Raw genomic sequence first — 18,668 nt, 5'->3', positions numbered from 1 at the left:
GTAGCAAAGGCTACCGGGCAAACATTAGCGGTGCGTCATGCCTTCATAGAGAAGTCTGAGCGCAAACATCCCGATAATGGCGCCGATAACACGGCTGGCAATGCGCTGTATTCGTCCATAAGCGCGGCGGACTGCGGGGAGCGAAAAGGCCTGGCTGAGAAAAATACGCCAGATAACGGATGACAGCACAATTCCGGCCCAGGCCATTAACCTTGCCCATGTGGGCGTTTCTGCGCTAAGCGTTACGGAAAAAATACTGATAAAAAACAGTACGGTTTGCGGATTGGATAAATCGGTCATTAATCCCCGGCGAAAGAAAATTGTCCACGGGGCGGCAATCGGCGTCTGGAGCGTGCTCATTTGCGGCGTCGCCTGGTGGCGAATACTGTTCCAGGCGAACCATAATAAATAGGCGCCGCCGACAATTTTGATAAGAGAAAATACCGCTTCGCATTGCGTAATGAGCGTCGCCAGACCGAAAAGCCCCAGCCCGGAATAAAAGGCGTCTCCCGTGGCGACGCCCAGGCCGGTGATGACTCCCGCCCGGCGTCCTGATGCGAGGCTGGTTTGCACCACCACAAACAGATTCGCGCCGGGATTAAAAAAGGTTAACACAAACAGACTGACGGTAAGCACAACGGCATGAAACGGCTCCATAGACAACTCTTCCCATAGCCTCAAGAAATAACGTTCATCTTATTAATAGTCAAACCAGATGATTGCGAGTGAGATCACAAAGCAGGGGCGTTTTAATCCGCGTCGTTATGCCGAGTGAGCGGGGGCTGACTGGATTTTTCCAGCAATCTACACTACTTATTTAATCAGTCCGAACGGCCTTTTTGTTCTGATAAAGCGATGATGGCGTAATAATAAAACGAGGGTTTTGCTATGAAAACTGGCTACAAGGTTATGCTTGGCGCATTAGCGTTTGTCGTGACAAACGTTTATGCCGCAGAAATCATGAAAAAAACGGACTTTGATAAAGTCGCCTCCGAATACACGAAAATTGGCACGATTTCCACCACCGGGGAAATGTCGCCGCTGGACGCCAGAGAAGATTTAATCAAAAAGGCGGATGAAAAAGGGGCGGATGTGGTGGTGCTGACGTCCGGGCAGACAGAAAATAAAATTCATGGTACGGCTGATATTTATAAAAAGAAATAAAAGCGTTGCATCATAAAAATACCCGCCTGGGTTTCCGGCGGGTATTTTTATTCCTGGCAACCGGCATCCGTTTTGCCGGATGACGGCCTGCAGTAAACGTAGCGCCATCAGGCATTCAGGACGCTGTCATTTGTCTTAATTACCCGACTGGTCTTTGGCACCTGCTTTTAAACGACGCCACAGAGTGGTGCGGCTAATCCCCAGATAACGCGCCGCCGCGGTCTTATCGCCCTTAAAGCGCGCCAGTACATCCTGTAACGTGTGCGCATCCACGGTTGAAGGCGTCAGCTCTGCTGTGTTCACCATAAGCTCAGGTAATAACTGCCGCATAAATTGCCTGTCCAGCGTTGGTGCGGGATCGACGCTTAAAAAAAGCGCCAGGCGCTCCATCATATTACGCAGTTCGCGAATATTACCGGGCCAGCCCCAGGCCAGCAAAAGCGGCTGACACTGTGTCAATCCATGACGTATCGATTCGGTAAACGGAATTTCCATCGCCGCCAGCGACTGTTTTAAAAAGCTTTCCGCCAGCGGCAAAATATCAGCCTGCCGCTCGCGCAAAGGAGGAAGCGTCAGACGCAGAATACTCAGGCGATAAAAGAGATCGGGGCGAAAACGTCCTTGCATTATCTCCCGATCCAGATCGCAATGCGTAGCGCTGATCACCCGGACATCCACCGGGATCGGTTGGTGTCCGCCGACGCGAGTGACGGCTTTTTCCTCCAGTACGCGCAAGAGTCGGGTTTGTAACGGCAAGGGCATTTCGCCGATTTCATCCAGAAACAGCGTGCCGCCGTGTGCGATTTCAAACAGCCCCGCCCGGCCTCCTCGTCGTGAACCGGTAAACGCGCCCTCTTCATAACCAAACAGTTCCGCCTCCAGCAATGACTCGGTAATCGCGCCGCAATTGACGGCGACAAAGGGAGGGGATGGCTTATTCTGACGGTGAGGCTGGCGGTGAAAAAACGTCTGGTGAATCGCCTGCGCCGCCAGCTCTTTTCCGGTCCCTGTTTCCCCCTGAATCAGCACTGCCGCACGGGAGCGGGCATAGAGCGTAATCGTCTGGCGGAGCTGCTCCATTTGCGGCGACTGGCCGCGTATATCGCCCAGTTCATACCGGGTTTGTAATCCCTTGCCGGATGGGTAATCCACGCGCTGGCGCCGTGTCAGACGGGTCATATCCAGCGCATCATGAAAAGCCTGACGAACGGTCGCCGCGGAATAAATAAAGATGGCGGTCATACCCGCTTCTTCCGCCAGATCGGTAATTAATCCCGCGCCGACGACGGCCTCAATACCGTTGGCCTTAAGTTCGTTAATTTGCCCGCGCGCGTCCTCTTCGGTGACATAGCTTCGCTGTTCAAGACAGAGGTGAAACGTTTTCTGAAAGGCAAGTAAAGTCGGAATGGTCTCCTGATAGGTCACGATACCGATAGACGAGGTGAGCTTTCCCGCTTTCGCTAGCGCCTGTAATACGTCGAATCCGCTGGGCTTGATGAGGATCACCGGTATTGACAGGCGACTTTTTAAATAGGCCCCGTTCGAACCCGCCGCGATAATCGCGTCGCAGCGCTCGGTCGCCAGTTTTTTGCGAATGTAGGTCACCGCCTTTTCAAAGCCGAGTTGAATAGGCGTGATGGTCGCCAGATGATCGAATTCCAGGCTGATATCCCGAAACAGTTCGAATAGACGCGTTACGGAGACCGTCCAGATCACCGGTTTATCGCTATTATCGCGCGGAGCGCTGTGAGCAGTCGTCATCGCAGTAGGTTCATCTTTAAGGGGCGATTTTTTGTTTTAAACGTGTTTCATAAATGTTGCAATGAAACGGAGCGATTCGTTTCATGAAACGTTAGCTGACACGTTTTTCTTTTCCCTTAATCGCGCTTATTCATAACAGGAATGACTGTAATTACCTGTTTTTAAATCTCATTGTATTTAATTTTCTCGCTGCCTCTTTGCCTGGCATAGCCTTTGCTTTGGTGAATACATCTTGAATAACAATTTACTAACATGAGGACGAATTATGTCTTTACATTCGCCGGGGCAGGCATTTCGCGCCGCGCTCGCTAAAGAGAATCCATTACAAATTGTCGGCGCTATTAATGCCAACCATGCTCTGTTGGCCCAACGGGCCGGGTATCAGGCTATCTATCTTTCTGGCGGCGGCGTAGCGGCGGGCTCGCTCGGACTGCCGGATCTGGGGATTTCGACGCTGGATGATGTGTTAACCGATATCCGGCGCATCACGGATGTTTGCCCGCTGCCGCTGTTGGTGGATGCGGATATTGGCTTTGGCTCCTCCGCCTTTAATGTCGCGCGGACGGTAAAGTCCATAGCCAAAGCGGGCGCCGCCGCGCTGCATATTGAAGACCAGGTTGGCGCTAAGCGCTGTGGACACCGTCCAAACAAAGCGATCGTCTCGAAAGAGGAGATGGTAGACAGAATTCGGGCGGCAGTGGATGCGCGCACCGATCCGAACTTTGTGATCATGGCGCGTACCGATGCGCTGGCGGTGGAAGGGCTGGAGGCGGCTCTCGATCGCGCGCAGGCTTACGTGGATGCGGGGGCTGACATGCTGTTCCCGGAGGCGATCACCGAACTGTCGATGTACCGCCAGTTCGCCGACGTGGCGCAGGTGCCGATCCTCGCCAACATCACTGAGTTTGGCGCGACGCCGCTGTTTACGACCGACGAGTTGCGCAGCGCACACGTGGCGATGGCGCTCTATCCGCTGTCGGCGTTTCGCGCCATGAACCGCGCCGCAGAAAAAGTCTATACCGTGCTGCGCCAGGAAGGGACGCAAAAGAACGTGATCGACATCATGCAGACCCGCAACGAGCTGTACGAAAGCATCAATTACTACCAGTTCGAAGAGAAGCTGGACGCGCTGTACAGGAATAAAAAATCGTAGCCTGTGGGCCTGATAAGGCGAAGCCGCCATCAGGCAATGCCGGATGGCACTACGTTTATCCCGCCTACGGTACGGCCTACACGCCTCAATACCCTACACATTACAATAATGACGAGGACAATATGACAGACACGACGATCCTGCAAAACAACACGCATGTCATTAAGCCTAAAAAATCGGTCGCGCTTTCCGGCGTACCTGCCGGAAATACCGCTCTGTGTACCGTGGGAAAAAGCGGTAACGATCTGCACTATCGCGGTTACGACATTCTCGATCTGGCGGAGCACTGCGAATTTGAAGAAGTCGCGCATTTACTGATCCACGGAAAATTACCGACCCGCGACGAGCTGAACGCGTATAAAAGCAAGTTAAAAGCGCTGCGCGGATTACCCGCCAATGTCCGTACCGTTCTGGAAGCGTTACCGGCGGCCTCGCACCCGATGGACGTGATGCGTACCGGCGTTTCCGCGCTGGGCTGCACCCTGCCGGAAAAAGAGGGACATACCGTCTCCGGCGCGCGCGATATTGCCGATAAGCTGTTGGCTTCGCTCAGCTCTATCCTTCTTTACTGGTATCACTACAGCCACAACGGCGAACGTATTCAGCCGGAAACCGACGATGATTCCATCGGCGGCCATTTCCTGCATCTGCTGCACGGTGAAAAGCCAACCCAAAGCTGGGAAAAGGCGATGCATATTTCGCTGGTGCTGTACGCCGAGCATGAGTTCAACGCCTCGACGTTTACCAGCCGGGTAATTGCCGGGACCGGCTCGGATGTCTACTCCGCGATTATCGGCGCGATTGGCGCGCTGCGCGGCCCGAAACACGGCGGAGCGAATGAGGTGTCGCTGGAAATTCAACAGCGTTATGAAACACCGGACGAGGCAGAGGCGGATATCCGTAAACGCGTGGAAAACAAAGAGGTGGTGATTGGCTTTGGACATCCGGTTTACACCATCGCCGACCCGCGCCACCAGGTGATCAAACGGGTGGCGAAACAGCTTTCAGAAGAAGGCGGCTCGCTGAAGATGTACCACATCGCCGACCGTCTGGAAACGGTGATGTGGGAGACCAAAAAGATGTTCCCGAATCTCGACTGGTTTTCGGCGGTCTCCTACAACATGATGGGCGTCCCTACCGAAATGTTCACCCCGCTGTTTGTCATCGCCCGCGTTACCGGCTGGGCGGCGCACATTATTGAACAGCGTCAGGACAACAAAATTATTCGTCCTTCCGCCAATTATACCGGCCCGGAAGATCGCGTATTTGTGCCGATCGAAAAGCGTTGCTAATTAAAACCTCTAAATATAAAAACAGGAGTTGTACCCTATGTCCGCACATATTTCGAACGTTCGCCCAGACTTTGACCGTGAAATCGTTGATATCGTTGATTACGTTATGAATTACGAGATCACCTCAAAGGTGGCGTACGACACTGCGCATTACTGCCTGCTCGACACGCTCGGCTGTGGTCTGGAAGCGCTGGAATACCCGGCCTGTAAAAAATTGCTTGGGCCAATCGTGCCAGGCACGGTGGTGCCCAACGGCGCACGCGTGCCGGGCACCCAGTTCCAGCTCGATCCGGTACAGGCAGCCTTTAACATTAGCGCGATGATCCGCTGGCTCGATTTTAACGATACCTGGCTTGCCGCCGAGTGGGGCCATCCTTCTGATAACCTCGGCGGTATTCTGGCGACGGCTGACTGGCTGTCACGCAACGCCGTCGCCGCCGGCAAAGCGCCGCTGACCATGAAACAGGTATTGAGCGGGATGATCAAAGCCCATGAAATTCAGGGCTGCATCGCGCTGGAAAACGCCTTCAACCGTGTCGGGCTTGACCATGTGCTGCTGGTCAAAGTGGCCTCGACCGCGGTGGTCGCTGAAATGCTGGGGCTGACGCGCGATGAGATCCTCAACGCGGTATCGCTGGCGTGGGTGGATGGGCAGTCGTTGCGCACTTATCGTCATGCGCCGAATACCGGTACGCGCAAATCCTGGGCGGCGGGCGATGCGACTTCGCGCGCGGTACGTCTGGCGCTGATGGCGAAAACCGGCGAGATGGGCTATCCCTCGGCGCTCACCGCCAAAACCTGGGGCTTCTACGACGTTTCATTCAAAGGTGAAACGTTCCGTTTCCAGCGCCCTTACGGCTCCTACGTGATGGAAAACGTGCTATTTAAAATTTCTTTCCCGGCAGAATTCCACTCGCAAACCGCCGTCGAAGCGGCGATGACACTGTATGAGCAGATGCAGGCCGCGGGCAAAACGGCAGCGGATATCGAGAAAGTGACTATCCGCACCCACGAAGCCTGTCTTCGCATTATCGATAAAAAAGGCCCGCTCAATAACCCGGCGGACCGCGATCACTGTATCCAGTATATGGTCGCCGTGCCGTTGCTGTTCGGACGGTTAACCGCGGCGGATTATGAAGACGAGGTGGCGCAGGACAAGCGTATTGACGCCCTGCGCGAGAAAATCGTGTGCTATGAGGACCCGGCTTTTACCGCCGACTATCACGACCCGGAAAAACGTGCTATCGGCAATGCGATCACCGTGGAGTTTACTGATGGCTCACGCTTTGGCGAGGTTGTCGTGGAGTATCCGATTGGTCATGCGCGTCGCCGCGCCGACGGTATTCCGAAGCTTATCGAAAAATTTAAAATTAACCTGGCGCGTCAGTTCCCGACTCGCCAGCAGCAACGCATTCTGGATGTCTCCCTGGACAGAGCCCGCCTGGAGCAGATGCCGGTTAACGAATACCTCGATTTATATATCATCTGAGCCAGCCAGCAGTAAGGCGTAAGTTCAACAGGAGAGCGTGATGTCTTTTAGCGAATTTTATCAGCGTTCCATTAACGAACCGGAGGCGTTCTGGGCCGAGCAGGCCCGGCGTATCGACTGGCGACAGCCGTTTACGCAGACGCTGGATCATAGCCGTCCACCGTTTGCCCGCTGGTTTTGCGGCGGCACCACTAACTTATGTCATAACGCCGTCGACCGCTGGCGGGATAAACAGCCGGAGGCGCTGGCGCTGATTGCCGTCTCATCAGAGACCGATGAAGAGCGCACATTTACCTTCAGCCAGTTGCATGATGAAGTCAACGCTGTGGCCGCTATGCTGCTGTCGCTGGGCGTGCAGCGTGGCGATCGCGTATTGGTCTATATGCCGATGATTGCCGAAGCGCAGATAACCCTGCTGGCCTGTGCGCGCATTGGCGCGATCCATTCGGTGGTCTTTGGCGGTTTTGCCTCGCACAGCGTGGCGGCGCGCATTGACGATGCCAGACCGGCGCTGATTGTGTCGGCGGATGCCGGAGCGCGTGGCGGTAAAATTCTGCCGTATAAAAAGCTGCTTGATGACGCTATTGCGCAGGCGCAGCATCAGCCGAAACACGTTCTGCTGGTGGACAGAGGGCTGGCGAAAATGTCGTGGGTGGATGGGCGCGATCTGGATTTTTCCACGTTGCGCCAGCAGTATCTCGGCGCGAGCGTGCCGGTGGCGTGGCTGGAATCCAATGAAACCTCGTGCATTCTTTACACCTCCGGCACTACCGGCAAACCGAAAGGCGTCCAGCGCGACGTCGGCGGTTATGCGGTGGCGCTGGCAACCTCGATGGACACCATTTTTGGCGGCAAGGCGGGCGGCGTATTCTTTTGCGCATCGGATATCGGCTGGGTCGTCGGCCACTCCTATATCGTTTACGCGCCGCTGCTGGCAGGCATGGCGACTATTGTTTACGAAGGACTGCCGACGTACCCGGACTGCGGGGTCTGGTGGAAAATTGTCGAGAAATACCAGGTTAACCGGATGTTTTCCGCCCCGACCGCGATTCGCGTGCTGAAAAAATTCCCGACGGCGCAAATCCGCAATCACGATCTCTCCTCGCTGGAGGCGCTTTATCTGGCCGGTGAGCCGCTGGACGAGCCGACGGCCAGTTGGGTGACGGAGACGCTGGGCGTACCGGTCATCGACAATTATTGGCAGACGGAGTCCGGCTGGCCGATCATGGCGCTGGCCCGCGCGCTGGACGACAGGCCGTCGCGTCTGGGAAGTCCCGGGGTGCCGATGTACGGTTATAACGTCCAGCTACTCAATGAAGTCACCGGCGAACCCTGCGGCATAAATGAAAAAGGCATGCTGGTGATCGAAGGGCCGCTGCCGCCGGGTTGTATTCAGACTATTTGGGGCGACGATGCGCGTTTTGTGAAGACTTACTGGTCGCTGTTTAACCGTCAGGTTTATGCCACTTTCGACTGGGGAATCCGCGACGCCGAGGGGTATTACTTTATTCTGGGCCGTACCGATGATGTGATTAATATTGCGGGTCATCGGCTGGGGACGCGAGAAATAGAAGAAAGTATCTCCGGTTACCCGAACGTAGCGGAAGTGGCGGTGGTGGGGATAAAAGACGCTCTGAAAGGGCAGGTGGCGGTGGCGTTTGTCATTCCGAAGCAGAGCGATACGCTGGCGGATCGCGAGGCGGCGCGCGACGAGGAAAAAGCGATTATGGCGCTGGTGGATAACCAGATCGGTCACTTTGGTCGTCCGGCGCATGTCTGGTTTGTTTCGCAGCTCCCCAAAACGCGTTCCGGAAAGATGCTTCGCCGCACGATCCAGGCGATCTGCGAAGGCCGTGATCCGGGCGATCTGACAACCATTGACGATCCCGCGTCGTTGCAGCAAATTCGCCAGGCGATCGAGGAATAGCCGTAAGCCGGATAAGCCGCGTCCGGCAACGGGTTAGACTCAGCGACTGAATAGTGGGGTGTAAAGTCGGGAAAGGGCGGCAGCGCGCCGCCCTGTAACAGAATTAACGCAGAATATTTTTCTCAGCCAGATCCAGTGCGAAGTAGCTGAAAATCAAATCGGCGCCGGCGCGTTTAATCGAGCCCAGACTTTCCAGCACGACCTTTTCTTCATCGATGGCGCCAGCCATAGCAGCAAATTTAATCATGGCGTATTCACCGCTCACCTGGTAAGCGCCAAGCGGCAACTCTGTGCGTTCGCGAATTTCACGCAGCACGTCCAGATACGCGCCGGCCGGTTTCACCATTAAGCAATCCGCGCCCTGGGCTTCGTCGAGCAGTGATTCGCGAATCGCTTCACGGCGGTTCATCGGATTCATTTGATACGTCTTGCGGTCGCCTTTTAACGCGGTACCCGCTGCTTCACGGAAGGGGCCGTAGAAAGAAGAGGCGAACTTGGTGGAGTAGGACATTATTGCCGTATCGGTAAAACCGGCGGCATCCAGCGCTTGGCGGATAGCCTGGACTTGTCCATCCATTGCCGCGGAGGGCGCAATAAAATCTGCTCCAGCCGCCGCCGCGATAACGGCCTGCTTGCCGAGGTTGGCCAGCGTCGCATCGTTATCCACACCGTGTTCGCACAACACGCCGCAGTGGCCGTGCGAGGTGTATTCGCAGAAGCAGGTGTCGGACATGACGATCATCTCCGGCACGGTTTGCTTACAGATGCGGGACATTCTTGCCACCAGGCCGTCTTCTTTCCAGGTATCGCTGCCGGTGTCATCAGTATGGTGAGAAATGCCGAAGGTCATAACGGAACGAATGCCAGCATTTGCGATACGTTCAATCTCTCGCGCCAGCTGCTTTTCCGGGATACGCATTACGCCGGGCATGGCATCAATAGCTTTGTAATCGTCGAGTTCTTCTTCAACAAAGATCGGCAACACCAGGTCGTTCAGGCTAAGTGTTGTCTCTTCAAACATAGCGCGCAGCGCAGCGGATTTGCGCAGGCGGCGAGGGCGATGGATAAGGTCTGTCATGGTCTGCCTGATGTTTGTGGAATCGAAGGCCCAGTATACCTGAATCTGCAGGCAGATGTTTTACGAAAACGGTCCTTAACGTAGCAGGCGCAGCCCCGGCGGCGGCAGAACATGGCGCTTCTTTTATATACCGAAGATTAATACATCAGGCACTATATCATTTTAAATAAGAATTAGTTTTACGTTGTTTTTAGTTTTATTTCATCGTCATTTAAGTAAATGTGGATTTTGACATTATTCATATTTATTTTGTTTTTCTTTAATTCATATTTATCTTATATGTATTTTGTTTTTTTATTTTCTTGCAAGGTCATGAAAAAGAACGCTTTTTAATTATCAACTTTCCTTTTATTACGCCTTTTTAATTCATGTCCGAATCCGGACTGAGGATAAAGAATAATTGAACCTTTTAGCAATGACGCCGCATAATCCTCCTTGCTAAACATCTATATGTTTTTATGCATTGATAATTGATGGATCAACTATATTACGTCCCTGAGGAGGGATGACAAATGCACTCCTGGAAAAAGAAACTTGTAGTCTCACAATTAGCATTGGCTTGCACTCTGGCAATCACTTCTCAGGCGAATGCTACTACATACGATACTTTTGGGTACCATGACGATGCGGCCACTGTTTTTGGCTGGGATGATACCAACGACCATGACTATCTAACTTATGGTGGTTATGTCTACAACACCCCAGCTAGTGATAGCGGCTATTTTGATACAAAATTTACTGGTGACACTGTAAATGGCGTTATTTCAACTTATTATCTGAATCATGATTACGCCAATGATACTGCGAATACATTGGATGTTACCAACTCAACCATTCATGGTATGATTACTTCTTACCAGATGGGCTACGGTCAATATGTTTGGACTAACGGTAGTGATTATACGACCCATGATTGGGTTGATGATGATACTTTTAATCTAAACATTTCTAATTCTACAATCGATGATGACTTTGAGGCGTTTTACTTCACTGATACCTATCTCGATTCTGATGGAAAAACAGTCAAAACCGATTATGACAAATTGGTTACTGCTGGTTTAGGCACTGCTATAACCCTTGATGTTGAAAGTAATATTAATATTACTAACAATTCTCATGTGGCTGGTATTGCTCTTTACCAAAATGATCTTGGCAATTCAACATATACAACCGAAGCACATCAGTGGGATAACACTATTAACGTAGCGAATTCAACTGTAACTTCAGGCTCCTGGTCCGAAGATGAGGAACAAGGCCATTTTGGCAATTCAAGTGAACCAAGCGATTATAATGGCAATGGTTGGAATAAAGATGATGTTGCTTTAGCTTTTGTTGACGATCCTTATTCAAATTACCGTATGGTAAACAACGTTACGTTTACCGACTCGCAGTTACTGGGGGATGTCGTCCTTGAGAGCTCCTGGAATTATAATTTCTATTCTAATGGCCGTTTAGTCGATGATTCCACTACTGTCTATACGAATGGTGGTTGGGCAGATGATGATCAAAACGTTGATCACCTGACATTGACCCTGAATAACACTAAATGGGTTGGTGCGGCGGTTAATGATTCACAGTCAATGGATCCAGTGCAATTCTATGATGTTGATGCCAATAGCTTAGATCCAGACTCGACTAATTATGATGCCTGGGGACGTGTTAATAGTGCTGCTTCCTTCCAGAGCGGTATCTTTGACGTCAGCTTGAATAATGGATCTGAGTGGGATACCACAAAAACATCTGTAATAGATACCTTAGCAGTAAATAGCGGCTCTCAGGTTGATGTCGCTAATGGCTCCAATTTAACCGCTGATACCATTACTCTAAACGGTGGTTCAGCTATGAACATCGGGGAAGGTGGCTACGTTGATACTGATCACCTGACCGTTGATACTTTCAGTACAGTTACTTTGGCTGATGATGTCAGCAGTGCATGGAGTGATGATGCACTGTATGCTAATACTATTACCGTAACTCACGGTGGTATGTTAGATATTCAAACCAACAATACAAACGCAGATAGCGTCATTGATACTGATACGTTAGAACTGACTAGCAGTAACGTTGCGGATAATAATGGCAATGTTTATGCTGGTGTGTTCAACATTCATAGCAATGACTATACCCTAAATGCCGATTTGGTGAACGACCGTACCTGGGATACCACTCAGGCTAACTACGGTTACGGCGTTGTCGCGATGAACTCTGATGGTCATCTGACTATCAACGGTAACGGCGATATCAACAATGGTGACGAGGCTGATGCAAGTAGCACCACTGACAACGTTGTAGCGGCCACTGGTAATTATAAAGTGCGCATCGACAACGCTACTGGTGCCGGTTCTGTTGCGGATTACAAAGGTAACGAGCTGATTTATGTCAATGACATAAACACCGACGCTACCTTCTCTGCAGCAAACAAAGCTGACCTGGGTGCTTACACCTATCAGGCTAAGCAGGAAGGCAACACTGTCGTGCTGGAACAGATGGAACTGACCGACTACGCTAACATGGCGCTGAGCATTCCTTCTGCGAACACCAATATCTGGAACCTGGAACAAGACACCGTTGGTACTCGTCTGACCAACGCTCGTCATGGCCTGGCGGATAACGGCGGCGCATGGGTAAGCTACTTCGGCGGTAACTTCAACGGCGACAACGGCACCATTAACTACGATCAGGATGTTAATGGCATCATGGTCGGTGTTGATACCAAAGTTGACGGTAACAACGCTAAGTGGATCGTTGGTGCGGCAGCAGGCTTCGCGAAAGGCGATCTGAGCGATCGTACCGGTCAGGTGGATCAGGACAGCCAGTCTGCCTACATCTACTCTTCCGCTCGTTTCGCAAACAACATCTTTGTTGACGGTAACTTAAGCTACTCTCACTTCAACAACGATTTGTCTGCTAACATGAGCGACGGTACTTACGTTGACGGCAACACCTCTTCTGACGCCTGGGGCTTCGGCTTGAAACTGGGTTATGATCTGAAGCTGGGTGATGCAGGCTACGTAACGCCTTACGGCAGCGTATCCGGTCTGTTCCAGTCCGGCGACGACTACCAGCTGAGCAACGACATGAAAGTTGACGGTCAGTCTTACGACAGCATGCGTTATGAACTCGGTGTAGATGCAGGTTATACCTTCACTTACAGCGAAGATCAGGCGCTGACCCCGTACTTCAAACTGGCTTACGTTTACGACGACTCCAACAACGATGCTGACGTAAACGGCGACTCTATCGACAACGGCGTAGAAGGTTTTGCGGTACGTGTTGGTCTGGGTACTCAGTTCAGCTTCACGAAGAACTTCAGCGCCTACACCGATGCTAACTACCTCGGCGGCGGTGATGTTGATCAAGACTGGTCTGCAAACGTTGGTGTTAAATATACCTGGTAATCATTTTCTCTCAGGAGAAATAAAAGTAATTTAAACTGAAAAATGCCCGTCAAGGACTTGACGGGCATTATTGCAAGGAATGCATATGTTATCTTTAAACAAGCCACTACAGGAATTCAACAGACTCGATAAATGCCTTTCTAAGCATGGTACGCGTTTCGAGTTTGTTAACGATAAAGAGATTATCTGTTCACCTGATGAAAGTAATACCCATACCTTTGTTATTTTAGAGGGGGTTGTTTCGTTAGTTCGGGGTGATAAAGTTCTTATTGGTATTGTGCAGGCCCCTTTTATTTTTGGCTTAGCCGATGGCGTGGCGAAAAAAGAGGCACAATATAAATTAATTGCGGAGAGCGGTTGCATCGGTTATCGCCTCTCATCATCACAAACTCTCGCCATCATTGAGCAGAACCAACTGTGGCGTGAAGCCTTCTGTTGGATAGTATGGAAAAGTCAGGTACTGGAGCTTCGTGACAAGCAGCTCATTGGTAATAATTCTTACGACCAGATTCGTGCGACGTTAATGACAATGATTGAGTGGGATGAAGAACTTCGCTCACGTATTGGTGTTATGAATTATATACATCAACGAACGCGCGTATCGCGATCGGTGGTGGCGGAAGTTCTCGCGGCCCTGCGTAAGGGTAATTACATTGAAATGAATAAAGGCAAATTGATCAGTATTAACCGTTTGCCCTCCGAATATTAACAAAAATGTCGCGCCTCGTCTGATATAGCGCGAGGCGCGACGACTCAGGATGCAGGAATAGCAATCGGTTTATTGCCGCTTAGCTCAGTAACCAAATCGTTAATCCCGTCGCTCATATTGGTAAAACGGGTGAGGGGGGAACGGGTTACGACCACAAAAGCGCCAATATTATATTGTGGGATCATCGCCATATAGGTAATAAAACCGCCGCCGCCTCCCGTTTTCTGGATAATGCCAGGACGTCCGTCTTTTGGCGCCATATAGACCCAGCCCAGACCGAGCGCGTCGGCTTTACCCGGTACGTCCATCCCGATGATTTTCTTTAACTGTGCGCGCTGATAAATCAACGTTTGCATACGATCGGCCTGATGGCTACGGTGATAGAAATCTGACGACAGATACTGTTGCATCCAGCGCATCATATCTCCTGGCGTAGAATAGACTCCGCCGCTGCCAATGGCAGCCAGCGTATTATTACAGGGGCTTGCGCCTTTCTCTGCCACCATCAGACGCTTACACTGATCGGGAGAGGGGGTAAACGTGGTGTCTTTCATTCCCAGCGGGCGGGTAATCTTTTCTTCAAACAGTTGCGTATAAGGTTTGCCGGAGGCGGTCGCCAGCGCGTCGGCTAACAGGTCGAACGCCAGATTGGAATAGGCCGCCTGTGAACCGGGCGCGACTTTTAACGTTGCTGTGGAGAGCCAGTTCCAGCGTTGTTCGCGGGTTGGCCAGACAAATACCGGACGATGCGCCGCGCCGCCGGGCTGTTCTCGCGGAAGCGCGCTGGTGTGGGTCGCTAAGTTGACCAACGTAATCGGCGTGCCTTGATACGTCGGGACATGCGCGCCGGGAGGCGCATATTTGCTGAGCGGATCGTTTAATTTTACCGTTCCCTGATCGAGCAATTTTACCAACATTTCACTGGTCATGAGCTTGGTGAGAGAAGCGATACGAATGACCGAGTCAAGCTGTGGACGAACATTATTGCCCGGTCTGGTGTCACCGAAACTACGAAACACGCGTTGATTGCCGTCGATCACCACCAGCGCCATGCCCGTGGCGCCGCTACCATAAAAGATATGCTCGGCATAACGATCAACGATATCAGAGGCAAAAACCGGATCGGCAATCGGCTGAGCCGCCTGGACAGAAGTAAGTGATGCCGCAAACAGCATGGCAGTAAAAAGCAGACTACGTTTCAACGGTGATGTCCATAAGTGAAATAACGGTGGTTATGCGTATTTATACTACCCGGCGGCACATTGCAAAACGTTAAAGAGAAAAAAGTGGGTGAAAAAACGTAACGGCGGGTTTTCGTGATGGAGAATGTTTACTTTTGTGATAAAGCGCTTGTGATAACCTGATAGCGTCAGCGTGCCTGCTGAGTATGAAACTCGTCGAAACAATTCTGTTGAGCAGAAATGCGAACTAAGCGTCACAACGTAGGTCACAATGCCTGGTTTAGCCGTGGGCATGGCGTGCTATTGCCGCCGTCACAGCAGCCGTAATAAAGATAAGAAGTTAGCAGGAGAGCATGATGTTTAAATCTTTTTTCCCAAAGCCAGGGCCGTTTTTCATGTCGGCGTTTGTTTGGGCGCTGATCGCTGTCATTTTCTGGCAGGCGGGAGGAGGAGATTGGGTGGCGCGACTTGTAGGGGCATCCGATGAAGTGCCTATCAGCGCAGCGCGCTTCTGGTTGCTGGACTATCTGATTTTTTATGCTTATTACCTGATTTGCGTGGGATTATTTGCAACGTTCTGGTTCATCTATAGCCCGCACCGCTGGCAGTACTGGTCGATACTTGGCACCTCGCTCATTATTTTTGTCACCTGGTTTTTGGTGGAGGTTGGCGTCGCGGTTAACGCCTGGTACGCGCCATTCTATGATTTGATTCAAACGGCGCTCAACTCGCCGCACAAGGTCACTCTTGGTCAATTTTATCATGAAGTGGGGGTGTTTCTCGGTATTGCGCTTATCGCCGTGGTGATCGGCGTGCTGAACAACTTCTTTGTCAGCCACTATGTATTTCGCTGGCGTACCGCAATGAATGAGCACTATATGGCGCACTGGCAGTACCTGCGCCATATCGAAGGGGCCGCCCAGCGTGTGCAGGAAGATACCATGCGTTTTGCCTCTACACTGGAGAACATGGGCGTGAGTTTTATCAATGCCATCATGACGCTTATCGCCTTTCTGCCGGTGTTGGTCACCCTGTCAGCGCATGTGCCGAATTTACCCATCGTAGGACATATCCCTTACGGCCTGGTCATTGCCGCCATAGTCTGGTCATTAATGGGGACGGGCCTGCTGGCGGTCGTCGGGATCAAATTGTCGGGGCTGGAATTTAAAAATCAGCGAGTGGAGGCAGCTTATCGTAAAGAGCTGGTCTACGGTGAAGATGACGCCAGCCGCGCCACGCCGCCCACCGTCCGTGAACTGTTTAGCGCGGTGCGCCATAACTACTTCCGTCTCTACTTTCACTATATGTATTTCAACATCGCGCGCATTCTCTATTTGCAGGTCGATAACGTTTTCGGTTTGTTCCTGCTGTTTCCTTCCATTGTTGCCGGTACGATTACGCTGGGGCTGATGACGCAAATCACCAACGTGTTTGGTCAGGTGCGCGGTTCGTTCCAGTATTTGATTAACTCCTGGACGACTCTGGTGGAGCTGATGTCTATTTATAAACGTTTACGTAGCTTTGAACGCCAGTTGGATGGTCAGCCAGTTCAGGAAGTGACCCACTCTTTTAGCTAACAGAAGGAAACGTTATGTCGGCGGCGTCCCGTCTTTATCCTCTGCCTTTTCTGGCGGTCGCCATATTGGCTGGCTGTAGTAGTCAATCCGGGCAGCCGGTGAGCAAGGGCGAGAAGCCTGTCGACGTGGCAAGCGTAGTACGTCAGAAAATGCCGGCCAGTGTCAAAGACAGAGAGGCCTGGGCGAAAGATATCGCGACAACGTTTAAGAGCCAGGGGCTGGCGCCGACGGTAGAAAATATCTGTTCGGTGCTGGCTGTCGCCCAGCAGGAGTCCGGTTATCAGGCGGATCCTGTCGTGCCGGGGCTAAGTAAAATCGCCTGGCAGGAGATTGATCGCCGCGCTGAACGACTACACATTCCGCTGTTTCTGGTGCACACCGCGCTGAAAATTAACTCCCCCAACGGCAAGAGCTATAGCGAACGCCTGGACACGGTAAAAACCGAAAAACAGCTTAGCGCTATTTTTGACGACTTTATCAATATGGTCCCTATGGGGCAGACGCTATTTGGCTCATATAACCCGGTGCATACGGGCGGCCCGATGCAGGTCAGCATTGCCTTTGCCGAACAGCACGCGAAAGGTTATCCGTGGAATATGGCGGGTACGGTACGTCAGGAGGTCTTTACGCGCCGTGGCGGATTGTGGTTTGGAACCTACCATTTGCTGAATTACCCGGCGAACTACAGCGCGCCTGTTTTCCGCTTCGCCGACTTCAACGCGGGATGGTACGCCAGCCGTAACGCTGCGTTCCAGAATGCCGTCAGTAAAGCCAGTGGGGTAAAACTGGCGCTGGATGGCGATCTGATTCGTTATAACAGCAAGGAACCGGGCAAAACAGAGTTAGCGGTGCGCAAACTGGCAGGGCAGTTGGGAATGAGTGAGCGTGAAATTCGCAGCCAACTGGAGAAAGGCGATAACCTGGCGTTTGAAAAAACGGCGCTCTACAAGAAAGTCTATAAGCTGGCCGAGGCCAAAACGGGCAAGACGCTTGCGCGGGAAATGTTGCCCGGTATTCAACTGGAAAGTCCGAAGATCACGCGTAAGCTGACGACCGCCTGGTTTGCTAAACGAGTTGATGAGCGGCGGGCGCGGTGTATGGGGCGATAAATTTCGCGCTGGGATATTTTCTCCAGCGCGCTAAGGTTTATTGGTGACGGTGACGCCAGCGTAAAAACGCGGCGATAACGGCAAAAATGAGGCAGCCCGTGAGGAAGGGCACCAGGCCAAAAATCGTCCCGACGCCCAGCCCAATCTCTACCCGTGGTCGACCTGTATCCTGTACCTGCATCAGATGCTCATAGATACCCGGCGCATGAACCAGCAGGTTTAAGAGTTGCGCTCCGGCCCAGAAGCAAAACAGTACAAATATGGCGTAAGCAATATTTCCGGGCGTAGAGGAGGTTTCTCGATGCTTCCCGCTGAACAGCGATTTTGAGAGAGTGAAATCAGCCATAAAGACCTCCAGGATGATCGGCTACGATCTGGCGTTATGCCATCGGCTTACTGTGAAGTCTGACAGGTCATTGTGTTTGTCAATATCAGAATCATGGTAATTTCACATATGGAATGTATCCATCGCGTAAATTTTTGTTAGTTGTCACAAAACGATCACTTTTATCAAAATCAATTAACATTTAAGAAATTCCGTATCCCCCACAGACTCGCTCGCCAGAAGTATGCAAAAATACGTTTTTGTTGCTGTTAATACGTCGGAGTCGTTATGCGTTTGCCTGTAAAAATTCGTCGTGACTGGCACTACTATGCCTTCTCTATTGGCCTTATCTTTATTTTGAATGGCGTCGTAGGATTGCTGGGTTTTGAGGCGAAAGGATGGCAAACCTATGGCGTTGGGCTGGTAACGTGGATTATCAGCTTCTGGCTGGCGGGGTTCATCATTCGCCGGCGCGAAGATGATGAGGTAAAAGACGCCCGATAAA

General features: G+C 51.7%; 15 protein-coding genes. 10 read left to right on the top strand and 5 right to left on the bottom strand.

The annotated features are described in order from the left end of the window. Positions 1–24 precede the first annotated feature (24 nt). Positions 25–657: a LysE family transporter gene (locus AAYN39_RS02835; RefSeq protein ID WP_000433130.1), complete on the bottom strand. Its 633-nt coding sequence runs from the start codon at positions 655–657 to the stop codon at positions 25–27. Positions 658–888: 231 nt separating this feature from the next. Between AAYN39_RS02835 and yahO the strand changes: the two genes are divergently transcribed. Further along, a complete protein-coding gene (gene yahO / locus AAYN39_RS02830; protein ID WP_000848026.1) occupies positions 889–1,164 on the top strand; it encodes a DUF1471 family periplasmic protein YahO in 276 nt (91 codons plus the stop codon). 135 nt (positions 1,165–1,299) lie between these two features. On the opposite strand, the gene prpR is transcribed toward yahO, so the two are convergent. Continuing rightward, on the bottom strand, positions 1,300–2,925 hold the full coding sequence (prpR, locus tag AAYN39_RS02825) for a propionate catabolism operon regulatory protein PrpR (protein ID WP_000205290.1): 1,626 nt from the start codon (positions 2,923–2,925) through the stop codon (positions 1,300–1,302). A 265-nt stretch (positions 2,926–3,190) separates the two neighbouring features. Between prpR and prpB the strand changes: the two genes are divergently transcribed. The 4 genes from prpB (at position 3,191) to prpE (ending at position 8,786) form a co-directional block, all read left to right on the top strand. Next, on the top strand, positions 3,191–4,078 hold the full coding sequence (prpB, locus tag AAYN39_RS02820; protein ID WP_000052221.1) for a methylisocitrate lyase: 888 nt from the start codon (positions 3,191–3,193) through the stop codon (positions 4,076–4,078). 122 nt (positions 4,079–4,200) lie between these two features. Further along, positions 4,201–5,370 (top strand): 2-methylcitrate synthase, encoded by a 1,170-nt coding sequence (prpC, locus tag AAYN39_RS02815; RefSeq protein ID WP_000132750.1) that lies wholly within the window; start codon positions 4,201–4,203, stop codon positions 5,368–5,370. 37 nt (positions 5,371–5,407) lie between these two features. Then, the gene (locus AAYN39_RS02810) at positions 5,408–6,859 is read left to right on the top strand and encodes a bifunctional 2-methylcitrate dehydratase/aconitate hydratase (RefSeq protein ID WP_001272711.1); all 1,452 of its coding nucleotides are present in this window, start codon (positions 5,408–5,410) and stop codon (positions 6,857–6,859) included. 40 nt (positions 6,860–6,899) lie between these two features. Continuing rightward, positions 6,900–8,786, top strand: a complete 1,887-nt coding sequence (prpE, locus tag AAYN39_RS02805; RefSeq protein ID WP_000010226.1) for a propionate--CoA ligase — start codon at positions 6,900–6,902, stop codon at positions 8,784–8,786. Between the two features lie 103 nt (positions 8,787–8,889). Here the strand turns inward: prpE and hemB are convergent, their stop codons facing one another. Beyond that, positions 8,890–9,864, bottom strand: coding sequence for a porphobilinogen synthase (hemB, locus tag AAYN39_RS02800; protein WP_000130724.1), 975 nt, complete (start codon positions 9,862–9,864; stop codon positions 8,890–8,892). 512 nt (positions 9,865–10,376) lie between these two features. On the opposite strand from hemB, the gene AAYN39_RS02795 reads away from it, so the two are divergent. After that, a complete protein-coding gene (locus AAYN39_RS02795) occupies positions 10,377–13,262 on the top strand; it encodes an autotransporter outer membrane beta-barrel domain-containing protein (protein WP_000556507.1) in 2,886 nt (961 codons plus the stop codon). Positions 13,263–13,347: 85 nt separating this feature from the next. After that, a complete protein-coding gene (gene iprA, locus AAYN39_RS02790; protein ID WP_000950094.1) occupies positions 13,348–13,971 on the top strand; it encodes a hydrogen peroxide resistance inhibitor IprA in 624 nt (207 codons plus the stop codon). A 44-nt stretch (positions 13,972–14,015) separates the two neighbouring features. Here iprA and ampH read toward each other — a convergent pair whose 3' ends face one another. Beyond that, complete coding sequence (gene ampH / locus AAYN39_RS02785) at positions 14,016–15,173, bottom strand: D-alanyl-D-alanine-carboxypeptidase/endopeptidase AmpH (protein ID WP_000830774.1); 1,158 nt, start codon at positions 15,171–15,173, stop codon at positions 14,016–14,018. Positions 15,174–15,508: 335 nt separating this feature from the next. Between ampH and sbmA the strand changes: the two genes are divergently transcribed. Further along, a complete protein-coding gene (gene sbmA / locus AAYN39_RS02780) occupies positions 15,509–16,729 on the top strand; it encodes a peptide antibiotic transporter SbmA (RefSeq protein ID WP_000477016.1) in 1,221 nt (406 codons plus the stop codon). Between the two features lie 14 nt (positions 16,730–16,743). After that, a complete protein-coding gene (gene yaiW / locus AAYN39_RS02775) occupies positions 16,744–17,838 on the top strand; it encodes a surface-exposed outer membrane lipoprotein YaiW (protein ID WP_001271423.1) in 1,095 nt (364 codons plus the stop codon). Between the two features lie 37 nt (positions 17,839–17,875). On the opposite strand, the gene AAYN39_RS02770 is transcribed toward yaiW, so the two are convergent. Beyond that, the gene (locus AAYN39_RS02770) at positions 17,876–18,184 is read right to left on the bottom strand and encodes a YaiY family protein (RefSeq protein ID WP_000763139.1); all 309 of its coding nucleotides are present in this window, start codon (positions 18,182–18,184) and stop codon (positions 17,876–17,878) included. A gap of 267 nt (positions 18,185–18,451) precedes the next feature. Here AAYN39_RS02770 and AAYN39_RS02765 point away from each other — a divergent pair, with 267 nt between their 5' ends. Beyond that, on the top strand, positions 18,452–18,667 hold the full coding sequence (locus AAYN39_RS02765) for a DUF2754 family protein (protein ID WP_001239240.1): 216 nt from the start codon (positions 18,452–18,454) through the stop codon (positions 18,665–18,667). Position 18,668 lies beyond the last annotated feature (1 nt).

Source organism: Salmonella sp. K21076 (assembly GCF_039650795.1).
Classification (GTDB): Bacteria; Pseudomonadota; Gammaproteobacteria; order Enterobacterales; family Enterobacteriaceae; genus Salmonella; species Salmonella enterica.
This window is presented reverse-complemented; position numbering and strand designations above follow the sequence as displayed.

Coding starts and splice junctions, on each gene's coding strand:
- sbmA (WP_000477016.1), top strand. CDS start 15,509: ATGTTTAAATCTTTTTTCCCAAAGCCAGGGCCGTTTTTCATGTCGGCG.
- yaiW (WP_001271423.1), top strand. CDS start 16,744: ATGTCGGCGGCGTCCCGTCTTTATCCTCTGCCTTTTCTGGCGGTCGCC.
- prpB (WP_000052221.1), top strand. CDS start 3,191: ATGTCTTTACATTCGCCGGGGCAGGCATTTCGCGCCGCGCTCGCTAAA.
- AAYN39_RS02810 (WP_001272711.1), top strand. CDS start 5,408: ATGTCCGCACATATTTCGAACGTTCGCCCAGACTTTGACCGTGAAATC.
- AAYN39_RS02765 (WP_001239240.1), top strand. CDS start 18,452: ATGCGTTTGCCTGTAAAAATTCGTCGTGACTGGCACTACTATGCCTTC.
- iprA (WP_000950094.1), top strand. CDS start 13,348: ATGTTATCTTTAAACAAGCCACTACAGGAATTCAACAGACTCGATAAA.
- AAYN39_RS02770 (WP_000763139.1), bottom strand. CDS start 18,184: ATGGCTGATTTCACTCTCTCAAAATCGCTGTTCAGCGGGAAGCATCGA.
- hemB (WP_000130724.1), bottom strand. CDS start 9,864: ATGACAGACCTTATCCATCGCCCTCGCCGCCTGCGCAAATCCGCTGCG.
- prpR (WP_000205290.1), bottom strand. CDS start 2,925: ATGACGACTGCTCACAGCGCTCCGCGCGATAATAGCGATAAACCGGTG.
- AAYN39_RS02795 (WP_000556507.1), top strand. CDS start 10,377: ATGCACTCCTGGAAAAAGAAACTTGTAGTCTCACAATTAGCATTGGCT.
- yahO (WP_000848026.1), top strand. CDS start 889: ATGAAAACTGGCTACAAGGTTATGCTTGGCGCATTAGCGTTTGTCGTG.
- prpE (WP_000010226.1), top strand. CDS start 6,900: ATGTCTTTTAGCGAATTTTATCAGCGTTCCATTAACGAACCGGAGGCG.
- prpC (WP_000132750.1), top strand. CDS start 4,201: ATGACAGACACGACGATCCTGCAAAACAACACGCATGTCATTAAGCCT.
- AAYN39_RS02835 (WP_000433130.1), bottom strand. CDS start 657: ATGGAGCCGTTTCATGCCGTTGTGCTTACCGTCAGTCTGTTTGTGTTA.